The 12,845-nt window shown below is 46.8% G+C and carries 12 protein-coding genes; 7 read left to right on the forward strand and 5 right to left on the reverse strand.

Translation table 11 applies throughout. From position 1 onward, the window contains the following. Nucleotides 1–173: 173 nt before the first annotated feature. The 5 genes from QUB25_RS26350 to QUB25_RS26370 form a co-directional block, all read right to left on the reverse strand. Nucleotides 174–608, reverse strand: a complete 435-nt coding sequence (locus QUB25_RS26350; RefSeq protein ID WP_333187881.1) for an NUDIX domain-containing protein — start codon at nucleotides 606–608, stop codon at nucleotides 174–176. Nucleotides 609–682: 74 nt separating this feature from the next. Further along, entirely contained in the window at nucleotides 683–1,429 is a 747-nt protein-coding gene (locus tag QUB25_RS26355; protein WP_333187884.1) for a peptidase, read from the reverse strand. A 91-nt stretch (nucleotides 1,430–1,520) separates the two neighbouring features. Further along, complete coding sequence (gene secG / locus QUB25_RS26360; protein WP_190659521.1) at nucleotides 1,521–1,760, reverse strand: preprotein translocase subunit SecG; 240 nt, start codon at nucleotides 1,758–1,760, stop codon at nucleotides 1,521–1,523. Between the two features lie 459 nt (nucleotides 1,761–2,219). Next, complete coding sequence (gpmI, locus tag QUB25_RS26365; protein ID WP_333187888.1) at nucleotides 2,220–3,818, reverse strand: 2,3-bisphosphoglycerate-independent phosphoglycerate mutase; 1,599 nt, start codon at nucleotides 3,816–3,818, stop codon at nucleotides 2,220–2,222. Between the two features lie 426 nt (nucleotides 3,819–4,244). Then, a complete protein-coding gene (locus QUB25_RS26370; RefSeq protein ID WP_333187890.1) occupies nucleotides 4,245–4,913 on the reverse strand; it encodes a retropepsin-like aspartic protease in 669 nt (222 codons plus the stop codon). A 229-nt stretch (nucleotides 4,914–5,142) separates the two neighbouring features. Between QUB25_RS26370 and QUB25_RS26375 the strand changes: the two genes are divergently transcribed. The 7 genes from QUB25_RS26375 (at nucleotide 5,143) to QUB25_RS26405 (ending at nucleotide 12,704) form a co-directional block, all read left to right on the forward strand. Beyond that, nucleotides 5,143–6,564: a hypothetical protein gene (locus QUB25_RS26375; RefSeq protein ID WP_333187893.1), complete on the forward strand. Its 1,422-nt coding sequence runs from the start codon at nucleotides 5,143–5,145 to the stop codon at nucleotides 6,562–6,564. 183 nt (nucleotides 6,565–6,747) lie between these two features. Next, complete coding sequence (locus QUB25_RS26380) at nucleotides 6,748–7,500, forward strand: MORN motif-containing protein (RefSeq protein WP_333041824.1); 753 nt, start codon at nucleotides 6,748–6,750, stop codon at nucleotides 7,498–7,500. Nucleotides 7,501–7,602: 102 nt separating this feature from the next. After that, nucleotides 7,603–8,313, forward strand: coding sequence for an MORN motif-containing protein (locus QUB25_RS26385; protein ID WP_333041822.1), 711 nt, complete (start codon nucleotides 7,603–7,605; stop codon nucleotides 8,311–8,313). 182 nt (nucleotides 8,314–8,495) lie between these two features. Then, entirely contained in the window at nucleotides 8,496–9,116 is a 621-nt protein-coding gene (locus QUB25_RS26390; RefSeq protein ID WP_333187896.1) for a DUF6391 domain-containing protein, read from the forward strand. 382 nt (nucleotides 9,117–9,498) lie between these two features. Then, nucleotides 9,499–9,957, forward strand: coding sequence for a hypothetical protein (locus QUB25_RS26395; protein WP_333041819.1), 459 nt, complete (start codon nucleotides 9,499–9,501; stop codon nucleotides 9,955–9,957). A 220-nt stretch (nucleotides 9,958–10,177) separates the two neighbouring features. Beyond that, nucleotides 10,178–11,278 carry a calcium/proton exchanger gene (gene cax / locus QUB25_RS26400; protein ID WP_333041818.1) on the forward strand — a complete coding sequence of 367 codons (1,101 nt, stop codon included), beginning with the start codon at nucleotides 10,178–10,180 and terminating at the stop codon, nucleotides 11,276–11,278. A 220-nt stretch (nucleotides 11,279–11,498) separates the two neighbouring features. Continuing rightward, complete coding sequence (locus tag QUB25_RS26405; RefSeq protein ID WP_333187899.1) at nucleotides 11,499–12,704, forward strand: ISAzo13 family transposase; 1,206 nt, start codon at nucleotides 11,499–11,501, stop codon at nucleotides 12,702–12,704. Nucleotides 12,705–12,845: the final 141 nt, after the last annotated feature.

Raw genomic sequence — 12,845 nt, forward strand, 5'->3', positions numbered from 1 at the left:
GAGATCCCCCTAAATTCCCCTTAAGAATGGGGACTTTGAGTAACTTCTTGTCCCCCCCTTCTTAAGGAGGGCTAGGAGGGATCGGGCTTAACTGAAGCATATTGACTTATACCAAATCCTGCCTCAATTTTCTTAGTCTCTTACAGAGTGACTTCGTTTGTCTAGTAGCGGTTTCAACCGCCGACTCTTAACTTCCTACCATCCAAATATGCCTTAACTTCCCCAAACATTTGGCGATTTGCATCAAAAGTAATCCGTTTAACCGCTTCCTCAAAAGCAAGCCAAGCAGAATTTTGAACTTCCTCCTCTTGCAAAACAACTTCCATCGAATTGACAAAACCTAAAAAATAAGTCACAGTCTTTTCAATCAGCTCCCCATCCTTAACAAAAGAATAGTGTTCCGTAAAACTAGGCTCATCCAGAATTTCAAAATCCGATATACCAGTTTCCTCCAGAAATTCCCGTCTTGCCGTTTCCGCAGGAGATTCCCCCGGATTCGCGTGACCTTTCGGAAACGCCCAATGTCCCGCTTGATGTTGAATCAACAAAAACAAAGCATCAGCTTCCTTGCCAAAAATCGGCACAATCCCAAAACATTCATCTTTCATTGGTCTGATATTTCCTATTAACTATTATGTTTTTTTAGTCCGCGTAAGCGAACTTAATTTGGGTAGAGGCCATTTCAATCGCCGAGTGTCTGAAATTCCCACCCCAAGCGAGTCTGCTGTTCATAAACCCGCTTCAAAGTATTAACATCCCTCGCTGAAATAGGCGGAGGATTTCTCACCTGAGAAAAATAAAGCACATCAGTTTCCATCAAACTGTGACCCCAAATTCCCAAAGCGTGACCCAACTCGTGCCGCGCCGTCGCCGGAATATACTTACCCACTTGATTCGGATTCAAATAAACCGAAAACCTATGAGATAACACAGTTTTATTCCCATCCCGACGGGTGTACAATTCATAGGTAGCCTCTCCAGAGCGCGATCGCAAAATCCCTTGACGCAAAGGCGGAGCCCGACGTAAAATCCTAATATCAGCCACCTCCGAACTATCCACCACTTCCAAAGGCAAATAAACCCCCCATTCCCGGACAACATCCAACACAGCCGCCACCCATTCTTCAGACTTATTAGCATCAACTGGACGCTCAACATAAACCTGAATCGGAAACTTAGACCACAACAAATGACCGAATTTCGGTGGCTTAACCTGGTCAAAATAATCACCACTATCCGTGGAATCTTGCCAATTTGCTAGCGTTGGCGGCAAAGGATGAACCTGTGGATTCGGAAAACTATTAGGGAGAGAAGAAACACTCGCCGCCGGAGTATTAACCTGAGTAAAAATTATCAGGCTAAAACAACATACAGCCAATCCCAAACCAGCCAGAAATCGAGGTTTTACCCTAACTTTCCACAACCGCATTTTTGCAACCGCAGATAGACGAAAATAAACGCAGATGAACTTGATATTATCTGCGTCTATCTGCGTTCATCTGCGGTTAAAAATCCAAATCTTATAACTTAGGCGCCAACCAACCCGCACTCAAAATCACCGTCAAACCCATAAAAACAATAGACAGACCCCAAGTAATCCGGTTCAGACTCGTTTCTGCACTCTTGGCGCTGGTAAACAATTGAGCTTGTCCGCCAATCCCTCCAATACCATCGCCTTTAGGACTGTGCAGCAACACAAAAATCACAAGTCCTAAAGCAGACAAAGACCAGATAACTTGTAGCACAGAAACAATATTCATAATCTGGAGTAATTGGTAATTAGTAATCGGTAATTTATTATCATATCAAATTCGGTCGATCGCACACAATTTATGCAGAGACACTCCAAGAGCCTATTGGTGTCAACTTAACGTCAAACCCGCAGTCCGGCAGGGAATGAATTCCCTGCCTCAAAGCCAAAGTCCTCTTAAGAGGACTGAAAAGAAGAATTTTTGGTACTGCTGAATCCAAGTATGATTTTGCCTGATGGGGTAATTCTAAGTTCTTACGCTGTCAGCGGTGGGGCAACCACGGGGGGATTGCCCCTAAAAATTTCATACCCCAATTCAGAAACGCCGAATTTTTAAACTCATTAGTCCTCTTGAGAGGACTTTCGCTATTAGACAGGGAATTCATTCCCTGGCGGACTACCGGATGGGCGGGAGGACTGGGCGGATTACAGCTTAAGTTGACACCAATGCACGGCGCCTTTGTCCCTACTACAATCGGACTCGCACAGGAGTGCGATTGGCACGAACTTCAAACTCAGCCGATCGAATCATAGAACGTCCCGTCATCTCCGGGGGCTGAGGCAACCTCAACAGCTCCAGAATCGTCGGCGCAATATCCGCCAAACAACCATCCGCCCTCAGAGGAACATCCGTTCCGTGACCCGGAATCTTCCGACCTTCACCTTCTACCAGAATAAACGGCACCGGGTTAGTAGTGTGAGCCGTCCAAGGATTGCCGTCCTCGTCAAACATCTGCTCAGCATTTCCGTGATCGGCAATAATAATTGCCGTTCCCCCAGCTTTACTAATGGCGCTCAACAGCCGCCCCAAACATTTATCCACAGTTTCGATCGCAATTATCGTCGCATCCATCATCCCCGTATGACCAACCATATCCGGGTTAGCGTAGTTAATCACCATAAACGAATAGATGCCTTTTTCCAAAGCCGTCACCACCCCATCCGTCACCAAGTCCGCCGACATCTGGGGCGCCTCATCGTAAGTCGCCACCATCGGGCTCTGCACCAACTCCCGGTGTTCCCCTAAAAAAGGCTCTTCCAGACCCCCATTAAAAAAATAAGTCACATGAGCGTACTTTTCAGTTTCCGCCGTCCGCAACTGCTGCAAACCGTGCTTAGAAATCACCTCGCCCAGAATATTGTTCAAATTCTGCGGTTCAAAAGCCACCATTACCGAGAGTTTCGGGTCGTACTGAGTAAAAGTCGCAAACCCCAGCGGCTCAATTAACTGCCGTTCAAACCCCTTAAAATAGGGAGATACAAAAGCCTGAGTCAATTCTCTAGCCCTGTCCGGGCGAAAATTAAAGAAAATCATCCCATCGCCGGATGTCACCGCTCCGCGCGCAATTCGAGTGGGAACTGCAAACTCGTCGGTCACTCCTTCAGCATAGGAGGCCTGCAACACATCCACAGCCGATCGACCGTCAGGCGCGCTCTCAGTCGTCATCACCTCGTAAGCGCGCTGCACCCGATCCCAGCGCTTGTCCCTGTCCATCGCGTAGTAGCGGCCGCTGATGGTCGCAATCCGACCGACCCCTACCTCTGCGATATAACTTTCAATCTTCCCTAGAGCTTCGACACCCTCTTTCGGAGTAGTATCACGACCGTCAGTAATCGCGTGAATGCAAACATCAGAAATTCCCTGTACCTTTGCTAATTGCAGCAAACCCTTAATATGACTGAGATGGGAATGAACCCCACCTTCAGAACAAAGACCAGTCAGGTGCAACTTGCCGCCGGTGGCGCGGACTTTCTCGCAAAGCCCAACCAGCGCTTTATTGTTGAGCAAAGAACCATCTTCCACTGCATCCGAGATCCGCACCAACTCTTGAGGAACCACGCGGCCCGCGCCCAGATTCAAGTGACCGACCTCTGAGTTACCCATTTGCCCGTCTGGCAGCCCTACAGCCCGGCCCGATGTGTGAATCAGAGTTCTGGGATAAGCGGCCCAGAGACTGTCCATCACGGGTGTTTTTGCAGCGGCGATCGCATTTCCGTCTTTTTCTTCACGATAACCCCAGCCGTCTAGAATAATCAGCACTACAGGAGATACAGACGCTTGTGCCATGTGAATACCTTATTTACAATAATTAATTTCTCGATCGTCATGATTTCCGATTTTGCGGAACATTTGCCGCTAATCAGTTTACATATTTTTTAGGCTCCGGCTGAACAAAGCCCACCACAATTCCCTTAGCCACAGTATTTTGGGAACTAATCTCGACCTGCTTTGGGAATTGTTTAATTGATTGCCTTGCCCTGTACTGTGAATGCACAGTCGGAGGCTGTTACCGATCTCACCAACAGCGACCCTGCTTTTGCCGCCGCATTTTCACGAATTGTTCAACGGTAGGTTGCTATTGAAACACTAAGAACATTACCACAGATGGCTGACTTTTACTACTGCCTAAAGGAAGAGATTAAACCGCTTTGACTGGGCTGGGAATAACTTTAAACCAGTTGAGCCAAAATCCGTTTCCGAATCGGCTCACTTTCAGCGGACATAAAATTCTACAACATCTTTTTTAATTTTGACATCGTAATTGCCAAAGAAATCGTGACCGAGCAGACCTATTGGCATTTGTTTGGCGATCGCCACTTCCACATTTTGGATCACAGCACCCCCAACGCGAATTGATCGCACTCGACCGATCGGGAACTCGACAACGCTACCATCAGCGATCCCCGCTCTCACGGTACGCACCGGCCTCACTCCCAGCGCAGTAGCCATCCGCTGAGAAATCAAAGTACCGCTCGCCCCGGTATCGAGAATCATCTCAAAAGTCTTGTTGCCGTTAAATACCACATCAATCACCGGCGTCCCGCCTGCACGACGCTTGATTTTAGCTTGAAATACCTGTGGATTCCCCCGTGGCTTAGCCGGTTGATTTGCTGGGGGTTTGGCACCAGGATTGGATGGGTTCCAAAACTGAGAGTACAATTTTCCAGTTGTGAATCCCGATCCCGTTATAGTGCGATTCCCTTCGGGATAGCTCCGCTTCACGAGCTGCTGGGAACTAACATCGGGCACCAATGTCATCACCTGAGTTTCTGGCTGATGTGAATGAGAATGCACCTCGCCGCCCGCCGATCCCACACCCACCAAAACGGTCGCAAAAACAAAGCCCGATCGCCAAATTCGCTTGAGAATCACTTTTGCCATTATCTAAATACCTTAATTGATTCAATATGTCGAACAACAACCGCCACTGATATCCTAACCCGCTCCCAAAAACCGATCGCTTGATCCCCAGATCAGATCATCAGGAAAACTTGGCAATTTTCAAGCGATCGCATAACATCGAACACAGATAAACTGATAAACGGCAACAGGCTGTAATTGCAGAGCCTTGTTGGATATCTTGAAATTAAGCAGTTAGGGGCGATCGGCAATGTACAAACTTTTATATTTTGCGACTATAGGACTACTAGCTTTCTCGATCGCAGGCTGTGGTGGCGAGGGCAGCAACACAGCCAGCCCCAGCCCCAGTCCCAGTGCAGCCTCTCCGTCTCCGGCCGCTTCTGCCAGCCCCACCCCAGGAACTCAGACTTTCCAGTCTCCAATAGTAGCCGCCCAGCCTCCAGGGTTAATTCGATCGACCAACCCAGACGAACGAGCAAGACAGGCTCAAACAGGCATCGGCAACAAAAAGGACAGGAATCCAACGCTTCCGCTTCAGCCAGTACCCCAAGGCCCTGTGACAGCGAATCCTTCTCAGTTAGACCCCTTTGGGCCACTGCCGCCGATCGTATTACAAATCCCTCCAGGAGCCAACGGAGCGGGTGGGACTACCTCAGAACTCCCCAAACTGCCACAGCGACAAGTTGCCGTGCTACCCGAGCTTCCCGAGTTATTGGCTCCCCCCCCACTTAACAGGCCTAATCAGACGGTTACTATCCCCAGAGGACCCACGGGCGGTCGAGCGGGCACTCAGCAGCTAAGAGGTCGATCGGGAGGCCCTTTACTTCCCGGAGGTGATGGGGCGCAAATTGACTCGCGTCCCATAGTTCCACCAGGGGGAACTCCTCCTCGGTTAAATGGCGGTGGCGGTGGCAGAAATGGTTCCTTACCCGGAGGCACCGGGGGACAAATTGGCTTGCCGCCCATAGTTCCGGAGCTAGATGCTCCTCAATTAGGTCGTACTCGTACATCCCCGCCTGGACTCGAACCCATTGCAGCGAGACCCATAGGAGTCCCGGATCTGCCGGAACTGCCAGTAGACAAGCGCCCGCCCCCATGGAGAGACCCAAATCCTGTTGCCAGAACAGGTCCGGGCACCGGTCGTCGTACAACTGGGCCAATAGGAGGTAGAGCCCAAGATGGGCGGAATCCGCAGCCTCGCCAGCCTCGCCCTCCAGCACCCCCGCGCCCGCCCCAGCCAATAGCAGCGAGACCCATAGGAGTACCGGATCTGCCGGAACTGCCAGTAGACCAGCGCCCGCCCCAGTGGGTAGACCCAAATCCCCCGCCTCCTCCCGTCATTCCAGTAGTTCCGCCACCCCCTTCTACTGACCTCGCTACGGGTACTGAAGTCAGCGGGGTGGTAAAAGTCGGGAACGAGACGCAAGTGATTGTCAAAGTACCGAATGAACCAACCAGCCGATATGTCAAAGTCGGGCAGCGGCTGTCTAACGGGCAAGTGTTGGTGAAGCGGGTCGATCTCAAGCAAGGAGCCGATCCGATCGTGATTCTGGAGGAAAACGGCGTTGAGGTAGCCAAAGGTGTCGGAGAAAAACCAGCCAGTCGCCAACCACAACCAGCCAATGCAGTTATTAGCCGTCTCCCAAATCCGAATAGCTCAGCGCGACGCTGAAAATTGACAGTAAAGCAGGAAAAATGCTAAAGGCAAAAACTCTAATTTTTGCCTTTTTGCATTTAGGGCAGATCTCAAACCTGAAGGTAAAATTAGTACAGGGATTAAAAAATAGACGACTTTTCAGCGAGTATTAGCTTCTAGAAAATCCCTATTAGTAATTGAAGTTAAAGGAGATTGATCATGCTCGGTTCAATTCAAAAATTAGGGATGGTGATATTAGTTGCTTCTTCTATCGGCAGCGCTACTAATCTCTTCAATCCCCAGCCATCAATGGCTCAAGCAACACCTGATCCAAAACCAGAAGAAGAAAAACGCTCTCCCTTCTGCCAAGGCAGCCTTCCTACGGGAAGAGTGAAATGCAATTACGAGACAGGCGATAACTACGAGGGAAACTTCGTTAACGGCCTCCCCGACGGCAGCGGAGTCTACGTGTACGCTAATGGCGATCGCTACGAAGGACAATTTCGGAGGGGAGTGCCCAATGGTAGAGGGACATTCATTTTTAAAGATGATGGCCGCTACATAGGCGTGTTCCAAGACGGCACGATGAGATCTGGGACGGTGGTTTTCCCCAACGGTGAGCGCTACGTGGGAGACTTCGGAGTCGTCCAGAACCTTCAGACTAAAGTTATTAGCAGCCAACCAGCAGGGCGGGGTCAATTTTTTTATACCAATGGCGATCGCTATGAAGGACAATTCTTTGCAGGCTCGCCCTTTGGCCCTGGGGTATTAGTACGCAAAGACGGCACTCGCTGTTCTGGCAGGTTTTTTAATCAAGAACTTGATGCTAGTGTCACCTGCACTTTCCCCAACGGGACGCGCTATGAAGGAGAATTGCGAAAGGGAGTGCCTCACGGTGTCGGGACGATGATCGATGCTAGCGGTAGGCGCTTTCCGGGGGTATTTCGCAACGGCAAACCCGGAGTTTCGTAAAGGATAAATTGAGGTTTTCAGGCAACTTTTGACCAGAAATCGGACAAAAGACAAATGACGAAGGAAAATAATATCCAGAAGCGCATAGGAGAGACTTAGTTAATGATTTCCCGTTTAAAAACCAGTGGAATCCCTCTATTAGTTGCATCAGTGTTAATTGGTAGTTACGCGACTTATCCCTTGCCCTCAATGGCGCAAGGAACAGAAGCTAGAACAGGGCGCTGCGTACCAACTATCGCTACAGGTAGAGTTAGGTGCGATTACGACAACGGTGATAGCTACATCGGACAGTTCGTTAACGGTTTGCCCAGTGGCGCTGGGGTATACATATATTCCAATGGCGATCGCTATGAGGGGCAGTTCCGTCTGGGCAAACCAAATGGTCGAGGACAATTTATATTTAAGGACGACGCCCGCGTGGAGGGCATATTCCGAGATGGCAAAGTTAGTTCCGGGACTGCTATTTTTACTAATGGCGATCGCTATATAGGGTCGTTTTCTCTTGATCAAAAAGTAGGCGTGCCCACTGGACAAGGGCAATTCATTTTTGCTAATGGCGATCGCTTTGTGGGTCAATTTTTAGGGGGCAAGCCTTTAGGTACGGGAGCGTTCACCCGGGCTGACGGCAGTCGGTGTTCGGGACAGTTCTATACTCAAGAACTTGATGGCAGGGGTAACTGTTCGTTCTCCAACGGTATCCGCTATCAGGGAGAGTTACGCAAGGGATTGCCTCACGGCAAAGGCACAATTATCGATACCAGAGGCCGGCGAATTCCGGGAGTATTCCGCGACGGCCAGCGGCAAGAGCAATAAACTGGGAATAAGTGCGATCTAATCTATTAGTAAGGGCAGGTTGAGGGCTAATAATTTTTGCACAAAACCTGCCAGTGCTAGGTTTTAAAGTCAAAACTATTGATAATTTATCATCGGCTTTTTCTCAACCGAATTGCTAATGTTAAATATCCACTGAATGGAGTTAATGGAGGCGTTTTGATATGACAACTACTGCTTCTGCTTCCGGCCGCACCGGCCAGTTTCCCTTCGACTTTGCCCCGCAGCGGACTCAAGATGCTGATTTGTTGCGACAACTCAATTTTGTGCCCGGTTTGAAGGAAGTCTTGACTTTGCGCCAAGTTCATGCTTTGGAACACGCTACGGTTTGGGTACTAAGTCAATCGTTTGGTGCGACCACAGCAAGAACCGATAATGAGTTATTGGGCGGGATGTCCACAGATCAAGGGTTTTATCTTTATGGCCACGTTAACATTGCACAGTTGCATCAGGCAGTACGCGAGGCTTTGCAGCGGATTGCAAGCGGAGAGTGGGATTTAGCTGTACATCCCCGCTGTGGCACGAATTTGTCGGTGGCAATGCTGCTAACGGCTGGACTTGCTGTTGGCATCAACTTAGCCCTGCCTCGGGGGCCCATCCTGCAACTTTTAGGTTTGGGTGCAGCGGCGGCTGCTGCGGCTCAGTTAGCTCCTGATGTGGGATCTCTGGCTCAGCGGTACGTCACAACTGCTATTCCGTTTAATTTGAGTGTTGTTGATATTACTGTAAGTCAGGACTTCTGGGGACGCGAAGCTCATTTTGTGCGGGTGCGTTGGGTTGAATAGCTGCTGCGCGAGGGGAAGAGTGGAAGAGGGGGAAAATTGACACAATCTTCTTTCTTCCCTCAACTTCGAGCCGTTAAATCCCCTACACGGCTTGGTTGCCTAACTTCCTTCTTCCTTATTCATCATTTTGAGAGAATCGGTACTATTCAAAAGTTAATTGGGGCGACTTATCAACGTGCTTTTATTCGATAACTGGGCACTACATACTAATATCTATATTTTCCATATTTTTATAACTTCATATTATATTACAATTCCATCTTTACCGCTAATGTGTCAGCTATGAAAAGCTCGGATTTACTTCCTAGGCGACTTGTCAGAAAATAGCAGGATAAGGTAAAATCCCTTATTAGAATTTTTAGATCCAAAGTCAACAAAATAAATGTGCAAATTACCGATCGATAAAACCTGGCTGCCAAGTCTACTGGCTGTCAGCTTAGCCGTAGTAGCCAACAGCGTTTTGCCTTTCACCGAATCTGCGAGTTTTGCTGGCGAAATATCCCAAACTAACGAACCCGAAAAAGCTCCTGACGGCAAAATAGTTCCCGTTAATGGCAAAGTCAATGTTAGATTAACGAATAAAACCAACGATCGACTATTTTTTCAGGTGGTTGGACAGACTAACCGCCAGAGTTTAGCGGAAAATTCAACAGTCGCGCTGCCAGCATTGACACTACCGACCTCAATTGTATTTAGGCGACTAGATGGCGCATTATTGAAACCCAGTTTGAAACCTGGTGGCGAAGGAACAGTAGAGGTAAGATTAGACGAGACAAATGATTTAGGTTTGGATAAAACATCTTTAAGGATTCGGAATGACGGCGCACTTTTTCTCAGATAGACAACAGTCAGTCTAGTTCAAATTTTAGATTTTAGATTCACTCCACAGCCGTTCGCTGGGGGGTATAACTTTTGTCTCAACCATGATTGCTCTCCACAACTTAAGTCCGGGGCTTGTATCCGTATTTGGGTGAGTCAGAGGATAGTTGAATCATGTAAAATCAACTTGACGATCGCCCCGCTAGCTAAACCTCACTCTTCAATACACCATCCGAGTTCCTATGTCAATCAAAAAGATTCTTTCTATAGCGCTGTTAATTTTCATCCCCATTTCCATCGCCGCTGAGTATTTGCACTGGGGTTCCCTGGCTGTTTTCATCACATCCGCTTTAGGCATTATACCTCTGGCGATTTGGTTGAGTACAGCAACAGAAGAAGTGGCGATCGTCACAGGCCCCTCCATAGGCGGCTTATTAAATGCAGTCTTCGGCAATGCTACGGAATTAATTATTGCAATAGTTGCCCTGAAAGCTGGATTAATTGACATTGTGAAAGCCAGCATAACCGGTACAATTATCAGCAACTTGCTCTTAGTCATGGGATTTTCCATGCTGTTAGGAGGAATCCGCTACAAAGAACAGGAATTTAAGCCAATTATCGCGCGGGTGAACGGTTCCACAATGACTCTAGCAGTGATTGCTATCCTGCTGCCGACAATGGTAATTTACACCTCCAATGGAGTCGAACCCGCAGCCATTCAGAATCTTTCCTTAATAACAGCGATCGTCCTAATTGCAGTTTACGCTCTAACTCTCCTATTTTCATTAAAAACTCACAGCTATCTTTACGATGTTGGGTTACTAGAACTAGAGTCAGAAAATCCGCAAAATACCAAAGAGGAATCTACTACGCACAAACCGAATTTGTGGCTGTGGATAGGGGTGCTAGTTGCCTCAACTGTTGCCGTTGCTTTTGAATCAGAAATTTTCGTTGGCGTTGTCGAAGAAACTACCAAAGGATTGGGATTGACGCCGCTATTTACAGGGGTAATTCTGTTGCCGATTGTTGGCGGCGCGGCCGAATATGTAACTGCGGTAGGAGTTGCGATGAAAAACAATATGGATTTGTCAGTTTCTGTCGCAATGGGATCGAGTTTGCTAGTTGCTTTGCTGGTAGCGCCGGTGTTGGTGATTATCGGATTAGTGATTCATCAGCCGATGGATTTAAACTTCAATCCCTTTGAAGTAGTTGCAGTTGCCATTGCGGTGACAATTGCTAATCTAATTAGTCTCGACGGGCGTTCTAATTGGCTCGAAGGAGTGCTGCTTTTAGCAACATATATCGTCTTAGGAGCAGCATTTTACTTTCACCCCATTACTTAAACCAATAATTTTCTGGGAGGGGCAACCCTCCGGGGTTGCCCCTCTTCCCTGGAAAATAACTTAGGAATGAAAATTTAATAACATCAGCGATGTATAATAAATAAATGAGTGAATATGAATAGGTTTATGTTTCGGTAGAGATGTCAAATATTATACCGACTTGGTTTTTTTATGTCGCCCATGATTTTTTGATTTGAAGAATTTATGACTAACTTAATTTATGTGCTACTCAGACGAAATTACTGATTTAATGCGAAAACATCATCAGTCTTTATCTGAAAAAGACCAAAGAAAATATGCAGCGATAGAAGCTGTAAAACCTGGACATGGTGGAATTATTTACATAGCCCGAGTTTTGGGAGTAGACAGGAATACAATAGCCAAGGGAATTAAGGAGTTAAAAAGTGAATCCGACACTACTTGTAATCAACAGAGAATTCGCCGATGTGGAGGAGGAAGAAAAACTAGGGAGTCTGAGATTCCTGATTTAAATGAGCGTTTTTTAGAAGTCTTAAAAAACCACACAGCCGGAGAGCCAATGTCGGAAAAAATTAAATGGACAAATCTTACCCAGCAACAAATAGTTGAAGGTCTGAAGGCTCAGGAAATAATAGTCAGTACAACAGTTGTTCAAAAACTGTTAAAAAAACATGGATATGTGAAACGCCAAGCTCAAAAAAAACAAACAACCGGAGTAACCAAGAATCTTAATGAACAATTTGAAAATCTGGCCAGAATTACCGCCGAGTATGAGTTACATGGAAATCCGATTGTTAGTAGGGACACGAAAAAGAAGGAATTAATTGGAAATCTATATCGAGCAGGAAGTCTATATACTACGGAAGCTATTACGAAATTTGACCATGATTTTTGGAGTTTGGCTGAAGGAAAAGTAGTACCTCATGGAATTTACGATCTGCAACATAACCGAGGATATTTAAACCTGGGAATCAGTAAAGACACGAGTGAATTTGCTTGTAAATCGATTAAATTATGGTTGGTTAATTACGGAAAATTTATCTACCCTCAAGCCAATTCAATTTTGATAAAATGCGATGGTGGTGGCAGTAATAATTCCAATCATCATATCTTTAAGTCGGATTTACAAGAATTAGTTGACGAGCTAGAAATAGAAATTAGAATCGCACACTATCCCCCCTATACATCGAAGTATAATCCCATTGAACATCGTTTGTTTCCTCACGTAACCAGAGCCTGTCAAGGAGTAATTTTTACCAGTCTTGAGTTAGTGAAAAAACTCATGGCAAAAACTCATACTAAAACCGGGCTTTCTGTGGTAGTAAATGTGAGCGATAAAATATATGAAACTGGTCGAAAAGTAGCTAAGGGATTTAAAGAAACAATGAAAATTATTTTTGATGAATATCTGCCAAAATGGAATTATCGTGCAGTTCCGACTATTTAGCAGACGCTAAAGTTATTAAATTTTCATTCCTTATCTTCTTTCTGGTTTGTTATTCCTCTCTGGGGGGGTAACAACCAGCCTGAAACCCATACCTTTGTACGGATTGAGCCAATGTGTGCTAAAAAAAGATAGGCAGCATAA

This window comes from Microcoleus sp. B3-D7 (assembly GCF_036705305.1).
Lineage (GTDB): Bacteria > Cyanobacteriota > Cyanobacteriia > Cyanobacteriales > Microcoleaceae > Microcoleus.